Source organism: Micromonospora sp. WMMD710, assembly GCF_029626045.1.
Taxonomy (GTDB): Bacteria; Actinomycetota; Actinomycetes; order Mycobacteriales; family Micromonosporaceae; genus Micromonospora.
Map to the genome: position 1 here is coordinate 2,870,017 of NZ_JARUBD010000001.1, position 15,165 is coordinate 2,885,181.

Here is a 15,165-nt window from a genome sequence, read left to right on the forward strand (position 1 = left end):
GACGTGATCCAGACGACGTTCAGAGACACTAGTTAAATTTTTAAAGAGTGCTATCGTCGTGGACGTGACAGAGAGCCTGGACAGCACCCGAGAGGCCGCCTGGCGCGCCTACATCGAGGCCAGCCAGCGTCTCTACACACAGTTGGAAGAGGACCTGCGGGCCGACAGCGACCTCAGCTTCGCCGACTACCACGTCCTGGTCGTGCTCTCCGAGGCCCCGGGCCAGCGACTGCGGATGGGCGAGCTGGCCAGCCGACTGATCTTCTCGCCCAGCCGACTGACCTACCAGATCTCCTCCATGCAACGCCGCGGCCTGGTCAGCAAGGAGCCCTGCCCGGACGACCGACGCGGCAGCGAGGCGGTGCTCACCGCCGCCGGGCTGCTCGCCCTGTCCGAGGCCGCACCCCACCATCTGGCGTCGGTGCGTACCCACCTGATGGACGACCTCGACGACGCCGAGGTCGCCTGCCTCACCCGGGTCTTCGGACGGCTCGGCGACCGCCTGCGGGCGGCCCGGTCCGCGTCGACCACCAACGCCACGAGTTAGGAGCCCCCGATGCCCGCGATCACCGTTGACAACGTCCTCGTCCTGCCCCGCCTCCCGCGCCTCGACGAGACCGCCACCATCCGCCCGGTCCGCACCGTGACCACGGCGCCCAGCGGTTTCGAGGGCGAGGGCTTCCCGGTCCGCCGGGCCTTCGCGGGCGTCTCGACGACCGACCTGGACCCGTTCATCCACCTCGACCAGATGGGCGAGGTGGACTACGCGCCGGGCGAGCCGAAGGGCACCCCGTGGCACCCGCACCGCGGGTTCGAGACCGTCACCTACATCATCGACGGCGTCTTCGACCACCAGGACTCGCAGGGCGGCGGCGGCACCATCACCGACGGCGACACCCAGTGGATGACCGCCGGCAGCGGACTGCTGCACATCGAGGCGCCGCCGGAGCACCTGGTGATGAGCGGCGGCCTCTTCCACGGCACCCAGCTCTGGGTCAACCTGCCCCGCTCGGCCAAGATGAACCCGCCCCGCTACCAGGACATCCGGGGCCGGGAGTCGGCACTGCTCAGCACGCCCGACGGTGGCGCGCTGATCCGGGTCATCGCCGGTGAGATCGCCGGACACCGTGGCCCGGGGTCGACCTTCACCCCGATCACCATCACGCACGTCACCGTCCAGCCGGGCGCCCAGGTGGACCTGCCCTGGCGGCCGGAGTTCAACGCCCTCGTCTACGTGCTGGGCGGGCGCGGCACCGTCGGCACCGACCGGCGGCCGGTGCGTACCGGTCAGCTCGCGGTACACGGTCCGGGTGACGCGCTGCGCTTCAGCGCGAACCCCACGCAGGACAGCAACACCCCGGCTCTGGACCTCTACATCATGGGCGGGCAGCCGATCCGGGAACCGGTGGCACAGTACGGCCCGTTCGTGATGAACACCCGCGACGAGCTGGTCCAGGCGTTCGACGACTTCAAGGCCGGTCGGCTCGGCGTGATCCCGACCGAGCGGCTGCCGCACACCGGTGGCCAGGGCTCCCGGCCCTGACCCTGACCATGCGAAAGGCCCCCGGTGCGAGCCGGGGGCCGTTGCGTAGTACTGGTCAGGCCGCTTGGTGGGCCTTCACCATGTCGACGAAGCCCTGCCACTGCGCCGGCCCGAAGACGAGCGTCCCGCCGTCGCGGTCCTTCGTGTCGCGGACAAGGACGACACCGGCAAGGTTGTCGGCGACCTCGACGCACGCGCCGCCGTTGCTGCCGCTCTTCGTGCTCTTGCGCCACTGCGCGCCGATCATGTCCATGATGATGCCGCTTCCCTGATGAGGTCGAGAGACTGCGTCCTGGGTAGAGCATCGCCAACTATGCGCGCCCACCGCCGTTCGAGGGTAGCAATTTCCGCCGCGTCGTCTGTGATGTGCGCCTTGACCTGGCCATCTTGGTGCCCCACTCGCGTGCCGTCGGGCACGTCGGCGAGGATGAACGGGCCGCCCATTCCGAGGTACATCGGGTTGTCACGCGGAATCACATGGACCTGCACCAGCTCGGCGCACACGGCGATGTGCTCACACTGCTCGCGCATGACGACACCGTTGAGTCCGACCCGCCGACGTAGAGCGGCCTCGTCCATCAGCACCACCACGAGTGGGGGCCGCGACCGGCGGAGGATGGCCTGTCGCTGCATACGTGCCGCCGTCAGGTCGTCGACCTCGTCAGGGCTGAAGGATTCGATCTCAAGCGTGGCCCTGGCGTAAGCCTCCGTCTGTAGTAGACCGGGGACCCATGCCAGCTCGAACCATCGAATGACGGTGGCCTCGTGTTCGATCTCGGCCCATTGACGGAACCACGACGGTTCACGACGCTTGAGTACGTCCGGCCAAAGGTCCCCTACGTCCCGGACGAGAAGCGTTGCTATCTGGGAGCGGTGGCGCGGACGCGGCACGCGTCCCGGGTTGACCCACCGCTGCGCCGTCTTTGGGTCGACACCTACCTGAGCAGCGAGAGATTCCGCTGTCTCGCCCGCCTCGGCCATGGCCGCGATGAGTCCGTGGTTCACCGCACACCTCCCATGTGGACGTCCGGTACGCCCACAACACCTTAACCAACGCTGTGTATAAGTCCCAATACTCTCGGCAGGGTTAGGTCAGACGGCGCGGCCGGTAGGGACCCGAACCCGGCGGGCGCGTTCGTACCGGGGCCGCCCCTGACGGGCGAGCACTCGCGGGGGCGGCCCCTTCCCACGACAGCGCCAAGGAGGCACCGTGCGCTTCACGTTCTGGCACAGCGAACCCGTCCCGCATCGTCCCGCTTGGGCGACAGCTCCCACCGAGGCGTTGCGGGTGAAGGTCGGCCGGGCAGGTCACCTGATCCAGTCAGAGGAGTGTCGGACGATCGGGGGTCGGGCGTGATCTCCGCGCAGGTCGCCGTACCCGACCACGGGCCGGTCGCGGACCGACCGCGCCGGCACGGCCAGGCCCCGCCGCACACGCCCCTACGGCCGCACTGGACGTGCCGCGCCGACGGCCGGCCGTGGCCGTGCCCGACCGCGCGCCTCATGCTCAAGGCCGAGTACGAGAGCAAGATGCCGAGCCTGTCGATCTACCTGGCGGGGCTCCTGTACGAGGCGATGCGCGACCTGTACCACCTGAACCCCCACGACGGTCCGAGCCCGCGAGCGCTGTACGACCGGTTCGTGGGCTGGGGGCCGTTCCGCAGGCCGATCGTCGAGCCCGCGACCCCGCATCGCGATACCTAGATTTCCGCTGGCCGCCACCCCTTCCGGCCGGCGGAGCCGGGCGCAGAGGGGGCAACCAGCGCGGGGAACGAAGCCTCCGGCGTCCACAGCCACTCAGGGTGCCGGGCACGTACCTGCCGCACGGCGCGGCCAGCCACGACGGTCCCGGCCGGTGGACGAGATCCACGGACTCCCGCGGGCCGACCGCCGGGCGACTCACGATCAGCGCCGCCTCGCCGGTCGACCCTACCCGGGTCAGCCCCTGGTCCCACGCGAGATTCAGGCGCCTACCCGGGCTCGCTGGGCGCGGTCATAGAGTGGCTTGGTGATCGCCGAGGTGAACTGAGGGCCGACGAGGTGACGGGCACAATTCTCGTCATCGTGCTCACACACCCGGCGCGTCACACCATCCATGTATTCGGCCCAGGTGTTGACGCCCACCACGGTTCCCAGGCCGGACAGGGGGTCGAACGCGGCGATACGCGGGCCGCCGCTGGAGCCACCGCCCATGACGCAGGCAGCGCCCCACTGGCCCTTGGGAGTGGGCCAGTCGGCAGAGCCACGAGCCTCCCGGGCCTGACCCGTACAGTAGGCGAGCTGTCGCCCGGTGTACTCCGGAAGGCCAGCCCTGGCCTGGTCTGACGAGCCGCGTGGGTATCCGAACTGGAAGACAAGCTGCGCGCCAGGCAGGTCGAAGCCGACATTCTGCGCCGCCCCGACTACCTCCTGGACCGTCCGGCCTCGTTCATTCTTGTTGAGGACCACAAATGCCTGGTCATACGAGTCGAATTTCGTATCTTGAGCATTATTCTGCAACCAGGTCGAGTCGGCGACGCCCATGCGTCCGACGAACTTGCCGTAGGGTGCCCGACCGTCAGTGTAGCCAGGTACGAACATCACATTCGTCGCCCATTGGCCATCCTCGCCGAGCAGATCGGTGCTGAACACACAGTGCCCGGCCGTCACCACGGTGCTCAGATTGGCACTGCCGACTACCGTCGCCGTGCAACTGGAGTCGTCTCCTTGGTTGGTGAAGAAGAGCCGGCCCACTGTCGGTGCCAGGGCGTTGGACCGGGTCCAGGGAGCACCGTCCGGGCCACTCGTCGGGGCGTTGCCGGACAAGGGCTCGTTCAGCGCCGCGATCCGCTCCGCTGTCCAGTAGTCGAGGACCGCCTGCCGCTCGCCGACGCTGACCGCCTGCTCATGGGTCGCCACATTTGGTGCCTTGCCGACCGCTGGAGAAACCGTCGCAGCGGCGGCCGCGCCCGGTAGGGATATCGCGGTTCCGAGAACAAGCATCGCCGACGTCAGCATGATCGAGGCACGTCGACTCTCGCCCCACCAGCGGCGTTTCGTTGTCGTCATACGCGACAACCTAGCGATCGAGTGTTAGGAACCTGTCAGAATGCTCTGTTGATGTTCCAGCGTGAATGTCCGAATAGCTGGATGGCAGCTCCGTCGCCTCAGGAGACCGCAAAGATCCCAGCCACCCCCAAAATCACCATCACCAACACCGCTACCAGCGCACCCCGTTCGCTCTCCACCGCCGGCTCGCGGTACTCGGTCACGGGGTTCGTCGTTTCGCGGGGCATAGTGCGGCCTCCTCGTTGGTGTCACGTCGCCGTCGATGGCGTTGGCCAGGTCACCGGTCTGCCGGGCTGGCGTGCGGACCCGCGTCGGGGGTCCTACCGTGAGGACGTTGTCGACCTCCGGGGGGCTGGACGTTGCCGTTGCAGGACTGGTTCCTCACCGCACAGGAACGGGCCAACCCGGTCTCTGGGTTACCCGTCTGGACCAGCGGAAACCTCGCCGAGCCGTTGATTCACGGCGCGGCGTACTTCGACCGCCTGGTCGACGAGGTGCAGGCGCTCAGCGCCGGTGATCACCTCTTCTTCACCGACTGGCGGGGTGACCCCGATCAGCGGTTGCGCCCGGACGGCCCGACCGTCGCCCAGCTCTTCGCCCAGGCCGCGCAGCGCGGCGTGGTGGTCAAGGGGCTGATCTGGCGCTCACACCTCGACGTGTTGGCCTACAGCGAGGCGGAGAACCGCGACCTCAGCGAGACGATCTCCGCCGCCGGTGGCGAGGTGCTGCTCGACCAGCGGGTCCGCCGCGGCGGCTCGCACCACCAGAAGCTCGTCGTGCTGCGCCACCCGGACGCACCGGAGCGGGACATCGCGTTCGCCGGTGGGATCGACCTGTGCCACAGCCGCCGCGACGACGCCGCACACCACGGGGACCCGCAGCCGGTGCAGATGTCACCCCGCTACGGCCCTCACCCGCCGTGGCACGACGTGCAGCTCGCGGTGCGCGGCCCGGTGGTCGGCGCGCTGGACACCCTGTTCCGGGAGCGCTGGACCGACCCGATGCCACTGGACTCGGAAAACCCGATGGCCTACCTGCGGGACCGGCTGCGCGGCGCGGACCTGCGCCCCGATCCGCTGCCCGAGCAGCCCGCCGACCCGCCGGCCTGCGGGCCGCACCAGATCCAGGTGCTGCGCACCTACCCGGCCGTCCGGCCCCGCTACTCTTTCGCACCCGACGGCGAGCGGACCGTCGCCCGCGGTTACACCAAGGCGGTGCACCGGGCGCGCCGGCTCATCTACCTGGAGGACCAGTACCTCTGGTCGACCGAGGTGGCGGACCTGTTCGCGCGGGCACTGCGGGACAACCCCGAGCTGCACCTGGTTGCCGTCGTACCCCGGCATCCGGACGTGGACGGCCGGCTCGCTCTGCCGCCGAACATGGTCGGCCGCGAGCAGGCGCTGTCGTTGTGCGAACGGGCCGCACCGGACCGGGTGCACGTGTTCGACGTGGAGAACCACGCGGGTGACCCGGTCTATGTGCACGCGAAGGTCTGCGTGGTCGACGACGTCTGGGCCAGCGTGGGCAGCGACAACTTCAACCGCCGGTCCTGGACCCACGACAGCGAGCTGTCCTGCGCCGTCCTGGACGAGACCCGCGACGAGCGGGAGCCCGTCGACCCCGCCGGGCGCGGCGACGGGGCGCGGGTCTACGCCCGGGACCTGCGGCTGCGGCTGTGGCGTGAGCACCTGGACCGCGACCCGGACGGTGGCGACGACGCCGACCTGCTCGACCCGGCCGACGCCGTCGCGGCGGTCACGGCCGCCGCCGACGCCCTGCAACAGTGGTACGACGACGGCCAGGTCGGGAAACGCCCGCCCGGTCGGCTGCGCCCGCACCACCCCGAGCGGCTGCCGTGGTACACCCGTGCCTGGGCGTCGCCGGTGTACCGGCTGGTCTACGACCCGGACGGCAGGCCGCTGCGGGCGAGGCTGTCGGGCACCTGGTGAACCGATCGGGCCGGCTCCGGCATGCTGGACGAACCCGGATGCACGGCCAGCCCACCGGGGTAGGCGAACGAGGAGCGTGGGGAGAAGTAGCCGAAGCCGATGGTCAGCGGGTTGGCCGGCCGCAGCGCGTACAGCGGGTGCCGAGGCTGGAGGAACTCCACCGACTCGATCTCGAACGGCGCGACCGGCTCCGCCACGAACGGGTAGACCGAGCTGAGGAGTTGATCGTCGCGGCGGGTGAAGTAGCGGTGGTGCCCGCTGCTGATCACGTGCCCGGTCTCGCCCACCCGACATCGGGCCCGCACCAGCGGCACCCCGTCGATCTCGGTCTCCGAGAGCAGGTTTTCGCCGTCGACCTCGATGCGGGTGCGTCCGGTGAGCGCCGGGGCGCCACGCGCGGCGGCGTACTCGCGTACGCGCCGGCTGGAGGTCACGTAGTGGGTCCACCAGCCACCCGGGTTGAGCCCTCCGGGCGCGTCCACGCCGGTCAGTGACACGCCGAGGTAGGTCAGTGAGTACGCGCCGAAGCCGGAGGTCTGCGTCTCGTCGTCGACGACGTACTGGTTGAGGAACACCTGGCGGTCCGGGCGGGGGCAGAGCCCGACCGGGACGAGGGCGGCCACCGCATCCGGGTCGGCCGGCAACCAGCTGAAGTAGAGCGTGCGACTGTTCACGACGAGCTGGGGAGCGGCTGGATCGAGCACGGTGCCTCCGAACCGGGTACGTACAAGCGACGCTACGGCCGGTCCCACCGGCGGGACAACGACGGATAGTCGACACTGCTGCCCTGATGTCGGATTTCATGTTGACCGCTCGGCGGCCCCGGTCGACCGTCCGGCCCGGGGTCGGATGGGGCGACCGGATCGCGGGGCATGGGCCGGAAGACAGGTAAGACGCCTCACACCCGGTACAACTCCCGCCCGATTTAGGTGTTTCATGACTTGAAATACCTTAAGTGCATCAGCCTTTCGGCTAGATTTCCTCAAGACGATCAGGCTAAGGTGAGTCCCGAACGGCCCATACGAAGCTAAACCAAAAAGCGTCACGTCTTTTGTCCGCGGACGAGGTGCAGGGAGGACCACCATGACCGCGCCAACGATCACCGAGCAGCCGGACACCACGGCCAAGACCACCACGAAGCTGGACCCGCGCGCGCTCACCGACAGCGCTGCCGACCTGCTCAACGCCATGGCGGCGCTGCCGGCCAACCACCCGTCGCGCGCCGCGCTGCGTGATCGGGCGATCGAGGCCTGGCTGCCGCTGGCGAACCACCTCGCCCACCGCTACAGCGGGCGGGGCGAGCCGACCGACGACCTGGCCCAGACCGCCGCCGTCGGCCTGATCAAGGCCATCGACAAGTTCGACCCCACGCGTGGCGTCGACTTCGCCGGTTACGCGATCCCCACCATCATCGGCGAGCTCAAGCGGCACTTCCGCGACCGCACCTGGGACATCCGGGTGCCGCGTCGCCTCCAGGAGCTGCGGCTGGCCATCTCGGACGCCAACAGCTCGCTCCTGCAGACTCTCGGCCGCTCGCCGACGGTCGCCGACATCGCCGCCCACCTCAAGCTCACCGAGGAAGAGGTCCTGGAGGGCCTGGAGGGTGCCCGCGCGTACAACGCGGTGTCGCTGTCCACCCCGACCGGCGACGGTGACCGGGCCACCGAGCTGGGCGACATGCTCGGCGGCGAGGACAACGAGTTCGAGCTGGCCGAGCTGCGGGTCGCCCTCGGCCCCGCGCTGGCCACCCTCGACGAGCGCGAGCAGAAGATCCTCACCCTGCGGTTCTACGGCAACCTGACCCAGTCGCAGATCGCCGACCAGATCGGCGTCTCGCAGATGCACGTCTCCCGGCTGCTCGCCCGGGCGCTGACCAAGCTGCGCGGCCAGCTCGACGGCACGTACTAGGTCGTCTCACGACAGCGGGGCCGGGTCCGTGGACCCGGCCCCGCTTCATATGAGATGTGACCGTCCGTCACGCGAACGTGACAGTTCCGGTCTCGTCAGCCAGCCGCCGGCTCGCGCCACATCGGCCAGAACGGCGTGCCGTCGGGCACCCGGAACGGCTCCCCGGCGCGGTAACCGTGCTTCGCGTACAGGTCCCGGCTGCGCGGACTGCTCGCCTCCAGGTACGCCGGCATCCCGTTGGCGTCCAGCCACGCGTTGTGGTGCTCCAGCAGCGCGGTGCCCAGTCCCTGCCCCTGACGCTCCGGCTGGGTCGCCAGGAACGCCAGGTGGTGGTGATCGGAATGCGGGTGGTTCGCCGCGAACAACTCGTCGAGATGGCGGAACCGGTCGGTCCACTCGCCACACGCGGCGGCGAGCCGGGCGTCGTAGTCCGCCGGCGGCGGAGGCTGCTCGCCGACCGACGGGAACCAGACCGCCACCGAGGCCCGGTCCGCGGTGGCGTACACCATGCCGTGCCGCATCGCGTGCTTGACCAGGATCTCGAAGTCCCCGGCCAGGACGGCCTCCCGCTTGCTCGCGTCCGGCACCAACCAGTACGTCACCCTCAACTCGGTGAACGCCTCGGCGATGCGGCCGGCCACCAGGGCGGTGTCCTCCGGCCCGAGCCGGTCGATCCGCACGCTCATCGCGTCGCCTCCACGCTGGCCGGCGCCTCCGCCCGGACGGCGGCGGCGGCGCTCGCCGCGCCGAGCCCGATCCGGGCGTACGTGTCCGGCCGGCTGTTGCGCAGCACCAGTCCCCAGATCACGCCCAGCGCGGCCGCCACCGGGTACACGGCGGGCAGCGCCCAGCGCAGGGTGGAGTCCGGCGCCACGCCGAGCAGGTTGGCGAAGTTCGACACGGCCAGCCAGATGATCACGACGAGGGCGATGGTGGCCAGGCCGGGTGCGATGGCCCGCCGCCAGAGGTTCTCCCCGCCGCCGGAGCGGGCGAAGTAGGCGATCACCGCGACCGAGGTGGTGGCGATCAGCAGCAGCACGCCGAACCCGCCGGTGGTGCCACCCCAGAAGAACAGCTGGACCACCGGATCCCAGCCGTTGACCGCGTACAGCAGGATGACCAGCAGACCGAGCACGCTCTGCGCCAGCGAGGCGGCCCGCGGCGCGCCGGAGCGTGGCGAGGTCTGCCCGAACACCGCCGGCAGCACCCGCTCGCGGCCCAGGGCGAACGTGTAGCGCGCCGTCGTGTTGTGGAACGAGATCATCGCGGCCAGCACCGAGGTCAGGAAGAGCACCTGGCCGATGGAGACGGCAGTGTCGCCGAGGTGCGCGGCGGCCAGGTTGAAGATCAGCCCGACGCTCTGCTCGCCCGCCTCGGCGACGATCCGGTCCGGCCCGACGGCGACCGTCATCGTCCAGGACGACAGCGCGTACAGCGCGGCGATGATCGCCACCGACAGGTAGGTGGCCAGCGGCACGGTCCGCTTCGGGTCCTTGCTCTCCTCGCTGAAGACCACCGCGGACTCGAAGCCCACGAACCCGAGGATCGCCAGCACCAGGACCGCGCCCACGCCCGGCACGAAGAGGTTGTCCGGTGCGAACGTGGCGAAGCTGACCTGACCGTCGGCCGGGTTGCCGAGCTGACCGAGGTCGAAGACGAGGATCACCACGATCTCGGCGACCAGCAGCGCGGCCAGCACGAGGCCGTTGACGTCCACCCGGAGCAGGCCGAGCAGGCCGACCAGCGCCCACGCCACCAGGGCGACGATGGACCAGTGCGGGTGGCCGCCGAAGAGCCGGTCGAGCACCGGCTCGGCGGCGACGCCGATGGTGCCGTAGAGCCCGACCTGCAACGCGTTGTACGCGACGAGCGCCACCCAGGCCGCGCCCACACCGGCCGGTCGGCCGAGGCCCCGGGAGATGTATGCGTAGAAGGCGCCGGCGTTCTCGACCTGGCGCGACATGGCCACGTAGCCGACCGAGAACAGGGCGAGCACCGCGGCGACGACCAGGAAGGCCAGCGGGATGCCGGTCACCCCGATGACGCCGTAGCCGGTGGTGACCACACCGGCGACCACGGTCAGCGGCGCGGCGGCGGAGAGCACGAAGAAGATGACCGAGGGGATGCCCAGGCGACCCCGGGCGAGGGCTTCGGAGACGTTGCTGGGTCGGTCGACTGTCGATGTCGGGGGCATTCGACTACTCCGGTTGTCGAGGGGGGTGTAGGGGGTTACCGGGTGGTTCAGGGGATGCCGCGCAGCACGGCGGCGCCGACGGCGGCCTCGGTGTGCCCGACGAGTTCCTTCAGGGGGGCCGGCAGCGCGGGGATGAGGACGTTCAACCGGTGGTGGGCGCGGGGGCCGGCGCTCCACAGGACCTCGCGGGTCAGCCCGGCGGCCACGACCAGGCCGAGCAGCAGCGCGTCCGGCACGCTCGGCGGGTCGGGCCGGTCCAGCAACGCCCGCAGCCGGGTGGCCGGCCAGGCCACCGCGTTGAGGTCGATCGGCAGGTAGGTGACCGAGGTACGCAGCAGTCGGCGGCTCTCCTGGCGGCGGAGCACCCCGGCGCGGGCCAGCCGCTCCCCCACCGAGGTCGTCGCGCTCTGCGCCAGGAAGCTGAGCCAGGTGTTGACCGCCTGGTGCTGGGACTCCCCGATCAACTGATCGAGGACGGTGTGCGCCAGCGCGTCGGCCGGGGGACGCCGGTCGATGACGGTCACCTGTCCGCCCAGAACGGTGATGTGTCCATACAGGATCAGCTCGCCCAGGAGGCCGCCGGCCAGCCCGAGCCCGGTCGCCGCCGGGTGCAGTTTGGCCTTGCCGCGGCTGTCGTTGTGAGCGATCAGGAAGAACTCGTCGGCGATGAGCAAACGGTCCTCCCGTACGGGTGTGTCCACAGTGATCGCAACAACCGGGAAAGGATGCACCGACAGCTACTGCAATGCAACTCCCAGATTTGAAAGTTGCACTCCGTGCAGGCGCGACCTGCGAATCTCCTCATGCCAGACTCGGACGGTGACCGCCACCCCCGCCATCCGACCCACCGCCAGCCCGACCGTGCGCCGTCGCCGCATCGCCAGAGAGCTCCGCCAGCTCCGGGAACGGGCGGGCATGACCCTCGATGTGGCCGCCCGCCAGCTCGACATGTCCAAGAGCAACCTCTCCCGGATCGAGACCGCGCAGATCGGCATCAAACCCCGGGACGTCCGCGCGGCGCTCGCCCTGTACGAGGTGACCGGGGCCGACGCCGAGGCGTTGATCGAGATCGCCCGGGGCGCCCAGCAGCGCGGCTGGTGGCAGAACTACAGCGACGTGCTGCCCGAGTGGTTCGAGTTCTACGTGGGACTCGAGGCCGAGGCGGCGGCGCTGCGCACGTACGAGGCCGAGTCGGTGCCCGGGCTCCTACAGACCGAGGCGTACGCGCGGGAGATCTACCGACGCACCGCGGGCGAGGACGGCCTGGAGCGCAAGGTAGCCGCCCGGCTGCACCGGCAGGAGGTGCTGCGCCGCGACGACCCCGTCCACCTGTCGGTCGTGCTCAACGAGGCGGTGCTGCTGCGCCCGGTCGGCGGCATCGCCGTGATGGCCGAACAGGTGGACCACATGAGCCGGGTCGCTCAACTACCCAACGTGACAATCCAGGTACTTCCGTTCGCGGCCGGCGGGCACCCCGCGATGAGCACCCCGTACGTGATCCTCAACTTCGCCGACGCCGCCGACGCCTCCGTGGTTTACCTGGATAACCTCACGATGGGATTGGCTCTGGAGGATGCCGACCAGGTGCTCGGGTATAGCCTTCTGCACGAGGAGCTGTGCCGGATGGCGCTCGATCCGGCGGCGTCGATGACCCGTCTGGAGCAGGCTTCTCGTAACTTTGCGTGACCGCGTCTGCGGCACGCCGACGCAGACGAGAGGTTCCGCGGATGACGGCGCACGACCGGACCGGGGCGGACTGGCGCACCAGCACGCGCAGCAGTGGCAACGGCAACTGCGTGGAGGTCGCGACAGTCGACGGTCAGGTCGCCGTCCGGGACAGCAAGGACCGCTCCGGCCCGGTGCTCGCCTTCGCGGCGTCGTCCTGGCGGAGCTTCGTGCACGGCGTGAGTGACGTCCGCCGCCGGTGAGGCGTCCGGGCCGGTGCGAGACTGGGCCGTGCTCTCCGACGTAACCCTGGACCTGCCGGTCCGTCCGGTGCTGCCGGCGCTTGTCGCGGCGCTCGACGCGGCCGGCGCCGGGGTGCTGGTGGCCCCGCCCGGCACCGGCAAGACCACCCTGGCGCCGCTGGCCGTGGCCGACCGGGTGACCGGCCGGGTGGTGATCGCGCAACCCCGTCGGGTGGCGGCACGCGCCGCCGCCCGTCGGATGGCCGAACTGCTCGGCGAACGGGTCGGCGAACGCGTCGGCTACGCGGTCCGCGGCGAACGACGGGTCGGCCCGTCCACCCGCGTCGAGGTGGTGACCACCGGCCTGCTGGTCCGTCGGCTGCACCGCGACCCGGAGCTGCCCGGCACGGGTGCCGTGCTGCTCGACGAGTGCCACGAACGGCACCTCGACGCCGATCTGGCCCTGGCGTTCACAGTGGAGGCGCGGGCCACCCTCCGGCCCGACCTGTGGTTGCTGGCGATGTCCGCCACCCCGGACACCGACCGGTTCGCCGCGCTGCTCGGCGGCGACACCCCGGCCCCGGTCGTCCGGGCCGAGTCGGCGCTGCACCCGGTGCGGCGGATCTGGGCGCCACCACCGCGGCCGGTCGCACCGCCCGGAGCGGGACCGGTCGACCGGGCTCTGCTCGACCACGTGGCGGCCACCGTCCGGCGGGCGTTGCGCGAGCACGACGGCGACGTGCTGGTCTTCCTGCCCGGCGCCGGCGAGATCGCGGCCGTCACCGGTCGGCTCGCCGATCTGCGGGACACCGTCGCGCTGCTGCCGCTGCACGGTCGCCAGCGCGGCAGCGAGCAGGACGCCGCCCTGCGGCCCGCGGACCGACGGCGGGTCGTGCTGGCCACCGCGTTGGCCGAGACCAGCCTGACCGTCCCGGGCGTGCGGGTCGTGGTGGACGCCGGGCTGTCCCGGGTGCCCCGCATCGACCTGGCGCGTGGGCTCGGTGCGCTGGTCACCGTGCCGGTCTCCCGGGCCGCCGCCACCCAGCGGGCCGGCCGGGCCGGCCGGGAGGCCGCCGGTGCCGTCTACCGGTGCTGGTCCGCCGCGACGCATGAGCGGCTGCCCGCCCGCGCCGAGCCGGAGATCGCCACCGCCGACCTGACCGGCTTCGCGCTGGAGCTGGCCGCGTGGGGCCGGCCGGACGGCGTGGGGCTCGCGTTGCCCGACGCGCCACCGGCCGCCGCGCTGACCGTGGCCCGGGACACCCTGAAGACGCTGGGCGCGGTCGACGCCGACGGTCGGATCACCGCGCGGGGGCGGGCGATCGCCGCCGCCGGCGCGCACCCACGGCTGGCGCGGGCGCTGCTCGACGGCGCGGTCCGGGTCGGCGCGGACCGGGCGGCCGAAGTGGTGGCCCTGCTCGCCGAGGAGAGCGCGGTCGGCCCGGGCGACGACCTGGTCGCCGGGTGGCGCCGCCTGCGCACCGGCGTCGACGCGGGAGCGACCGCCCGCTGGCGCACCGAGGTACGCCGGCTGCGCGCCGTCCTGCCCGTCGACGCCCCGTCCGAGGGGCGCGGCGGAGCCGATGCGGCGGCCGGCCCGGGAACCGCGGGACGGGCGGGATCCGCCGAACTCACCGACGATCTCGCCGCCGGGCTGCTGGTCGGCCTGGCGTACCCGGAACGGCTGGCGCGGGTGCGACGACCGGGCGGGTCGGCGTACCTGATGACCGGCGGGACCGCCGGGGAGCTGGCGGCCGGGTCGGGGCTGGCCGGTTCCGACTGGCTGGCGGTCGCCGTCGCGGACCGCAGGCCCGGCGCGCCGTCGGCGCGGATCCGCCGGGCCACCCCGGTGGACGAGGCGACGGCCCGGGAGGCGGCCGGCCCCCTGCTGTCGACCCGCCGGGAGGTCGGCTGGGCCGATGGGGACGTGGTGGCCCGGGAGGTGACCCGGCTGGGTGCGATCGAGCTGCTCCAGCGCCGGCTGGACCGCCCGGACCGCGCGGAGGTGGCCGAGGCGCTGCTGACCGGCCTGCGCCAGGAAGGGCTGACGCTGCTGCCCTGGACGCCGGCCGCCCGGTCCCTGCGGGAGCGACTGGCGTTCAGCCGGCAGCACCTCGGCGCCGAGTGGCCGGACGTCGGCGACGACGCGCTGCTCGACGCCGCACCGACCTGGCTCGGCCCGGAGCTGGCCAGCGCCCGACGCCGCGCCGACCTGGCCCGGGTGGACGTGGCCTCGGCGCTGCGCCGGCTGCTGCCGTGGCGGCAGGCCGCCCGCCTCGACGAGCTGGCCCCGGAGCGGATCGAGGTGCCCAGCGGCTCACGGATCCGGGTCGACTACACCGATCCGGCGGCGCCGGTGCTGGCGGTGAAACTCCAGGAGACGTTCGGCTGGCCGGCGGCTCCGCGCATCGCCGACGGTCGGGTGCCGGTGCTGCTGCACCTGCTCTCCCCCGCCGGGCGGCCGGTCGCGGTCACCGCCGACCTGGCGTCGTTCTGGCGCACCGGCTACCCGCAGGTGCGCTCGGAGCTACGCGGACGCTATCCGCGGCACCCGTGGCCGGAGGACCCGGGCACCGCGACACCCACCCGCAGGGTCACGCCGCGCCGGCGCTGAGC

The 15,165-nt window shown here is 71.5% G+C and carries 15 protein-coding genes; 8 read left to right on the forward strand and 7 right to left on the reverse strand.

Features of this window, described 5'->3' with window-relative positions; all coding sequences use genetic code 11:
* Nucleotides 1-64: 64 nt before the first annotated feature.
* Both O7620_RS13175 and O7620_RS13180 read left to right on the forward strand, forming a co-directional pair.
* Nucleotides 65-547 carry a MarR family transcriptional regulator gene (locus tag O7620_RS13175; RefSeq protein WP_278123238.1) on the forward strand — a complete coding sequence of 161 codons (483 nt, stop codon included), beginning with the start codon at nt 65-67 and terminating at the stop codon, nt 545-547.
* Nucleotides 548-556: 9 nt separating this feature from the next.
* Nucleotides 557-1,543 (forward strand): pirin family protein, encoded by a 987-nt coding sequence (locus tag O7620_RS13180; RefSeq protein WP_278123239.1) that lies wholly within the window; start codon nt 557-559, stop codon nt 1,541-1,543.
* Nucleotides 1,544-1,598: 55 nt separating this feature from the next.
* Here O7620_RS13180 and O7620_RS13185 read toward each other — a convergent pair whose 3' ends face one another.
* Nucleotides 1,599-1,790: a DUF397 domain-containing protein gene (locus O7620_RS13185; protein WP_278123240.1), complete on the reverse strand. Its 192-nt coding sequence runs from the start codon at nt 1,788-1,790 to the stop codon at nt 1,599-1,601.
* Entirely contained in the window at nt 1,787-2,548 is a 762-nt protein-coding gene (locus O7620_RS13190; RefSeq protein ID WP_278123241.1) for a DUF5753 domain-containing protein, read from the reverse strand. The genes O7620_RS13185 and O7620_RS13190 overlap by 4 nt, the downstream gene beginning before the upstream one ends.
* Nucleotides 2,549-2,872: 324 nt before the next feature.
* On the opposite strand from O7620_RS13190, the gene O7620_RS13195 reads away from it, so the two are divergent.
* The gene (locus O7620_RS13195; RefSeq protein WP_278123242.1) at nt 2,873-3,247 is read left to right on the forward strand and encodes a hypothetical protein; all 375 of its coding nucleotides are present in this window, start codon (nt 2,873-2,875) and stop codon (nt 3,245-3,247) included.
* 258 nt (nt 3,248-3,505) lie between these two features.
* Here the strand turns inward: O7620_RS13195 and O7620_RS13200 are convergent, their stop codons facing one another.
* Nucleotides 3,506-4,591: a trypsin-like serine protease gene (locus O7620_RS13200; protein ID WP_278123243.1), complete on the reverse strand. Its 1,086-nt coding sequence runs from the start codon at nt 4,589-4,591 to the stop codon at nt 3,506-3,508.
* Nucleotides 4,592-4,950: 359 nt separating this feature from the next.
* On the opposite strand from O7620_RS13200, the gene O7620_RS13205 reads away from it, so the two are divergent.
* Nucleotides 4,951-6,540, forward strand: coding sequence for a phospholipase D-like domain-containing protein (locus tag O7620_RS13205; RefSeq protein ID WP_278123244.1), 1,590 nt, complete (start codon nt 4,951-4,953; stop codon nt 6,538-6,540).
* On the opposite strand, the gene O7620_RS13210 is transcribed toward O7620_RS13205, so the two are convergent.
* Nucleotides 6,489-7,244 (reverse strand): hypothetical protein, encoded by a 756-nt coding sequence (locus O7620_RS13210; RefSeq protein WP_151489764.1) that lies wholly within the window; start codon nt 7,242-7,244, stop codon nt 6,489-6,491. The two genes, O7620_RS13205 and O7620_RS13210, sit on opposite strands and share 52 nt — an antisense overlap.
* Before the next feature lie 379 nt (nt 7,245-7,623).
* Between O7620_RS13210 and O7620_RS13215 the strand changes: the two genes are divergently transcribed.
* Nucleotides 7,624-8,448 carry a SigB/SigF/SigG family RNA polymerase sigma factor gene (locus O7620_RS13215; RefSeq protein ID WP_151489765.1) on the forward strand — a complete coding sequence of 275 codons (825 nt, stop codon included), beginning with the start codon at nt 7,624-7,626 and terminating at the stop codon, nt 8,446-8,448.
* 95 nt (nt 8,449-8,543) lie between these two features.
* On the opposite strand, the gene O7620_RS13220 is transcribed toward O7620_RS13215, so the two are convergent.
* The 3 genes from O7620_RS13220 to O7620_RS13230 are packed head-to-tail and all read right to left on the reverse strand — an operon-like array spanning nt 8,544 to nt 11,316.
* The gene (locus O7620_RS13220) at nt 8,544-9,134 is read right to left on the reverse strand and encodes a GNAT family N-acetyltransferase (RefSeq protein WP_278123245.1); all 591 of its coding nucleotides are present in this window, start codon (nt 9,132-9,134) and stop codon (nt 8,544-8,546) included.
* Complete coding sequence (locus tag O7620_RS13225) at nt 9,131-10,642, reverse strand: APC family permease (protein WP_278123246.1); 1,512 nt, start codon at nt 10,640-10,642, stop codon at nt 9,131-9,133. The genes O7620_RS13220 and O7620_RS13225 overlap by 4 nt, the downstream gene beginning before the upstream one ends.
* A gap of 47 nt (nt 10,643-10,689) precedes the next feature.
* Complete coding sequence (locus O7620_RS13230) at nt 10,690-11,316, reverse strand: GPP34 family phosphoprotein (protein ID WP_278126991.1); 627 nt, start codon at nt 11,314-11,316, stop codon at nt 10,690-10,692.
* A gap of 187 nt (nt 11,317-11,503) precedes the next feature.
* Between O7620_RS13230 and O7620_RS13235 the strand changes: the two genes are divergently transcribed.
* The 3 genes from O7620_RS13235 to hrpB are packed head-to-tail and all read left to right on the forward strand — an operon-like array spanning nt 11,504 to nt 15,163.
* Nucleotides 11,504-12,328, forward strand: coding sequence for a helix-turn-helix transcriptional regulator (locus O7620_RS13235; protein WP_278126993.1), 825 nt, complete (start codon nt 11,504-11,506; stop codon nt 12,326-12,328).
* Nucleotides 12,329-12,369: 41 nt separating this feature from the next.
* Nucleotides 12,370-12,570 carry a DUF397 domain-containing protein gene (locus tag O7620_RS13240; protein ID WP_278123247.1) on the forward strand — a complete coding sequence of 67 codons (201 nt, stop codon included), beginning with the start codon at nt 12,370-12,372 and terminating at the stop codon, nt 12,568-12,570.
* A gap of 28 nt (nt 12,571-12,598) precedes the next feature.
* Nucleotides 12,599-15,163: an ATP-dependent helicase HrpB gene (gene hrpB, locus O7620_RS13245; RefSeq protein ID WP_278126995.1), complete on the forward strand. Its 2,565-nt coding sequence runs from the start codon at nt 12,599-12,601 to the stop codon at nt 15,161-15,163.
* The last annotated feature ends 2 nt before the right edge of the window (nt 15,164-15,165 follow it).

Bases quoted from the DNA above. Each gene is read 5' to 3' on its own strand.
- O7620_RS13200 (WP_278123243.1), bottom strand. From the start codon at position 4,591: ATGACGACAACGAAACGCCGCTGGTGGGGCGAGAGTCGACGTGCCTCG.
- O7620_RS13240 (WP_278123247.1), top strand. From the start codon at position 12,370: ATGACGGCGCACGACCGGACCGGGGCGGACTGGCGCACCAGCACGCGC.
- O7620_RS13225 (WP_278123246.1), bottom strand. From the start codon at position 10,642: ATGCCCCCGACATCGACAGTCGACCGACCCAGCAACGTCTCCGAAGCC.
- O7620_RS13180 (WP_278123239.1), top strand. From the start codon at position 557: ATGCCCGCGATCACCGTTGACAACGTCCTCGTCCTGCCCCGCCTCCCG.
- O7620_RS13215 (WP_151489765.1), top strand. From the start codon at position 7,624: ATGACCGCGCCAACGATCACCGAGCAGCCGGACACCACGGCCAAGACC.
- O7620_RS13220 (WP_278123245.1), bottom strand. From the start codon at position 9,134: ATGAGCGTGCGGATCGACCGGCTCGGGCCGGAGGACACCGCCCTGGTG.
- O7620_RS13185 (WP_278123240.1), bottom strand. From the start codon at position 1,790: ATGATCGGCGCGCAGTGGCGCAAGAGCACGAAGAGCGGCAGCAACGGC.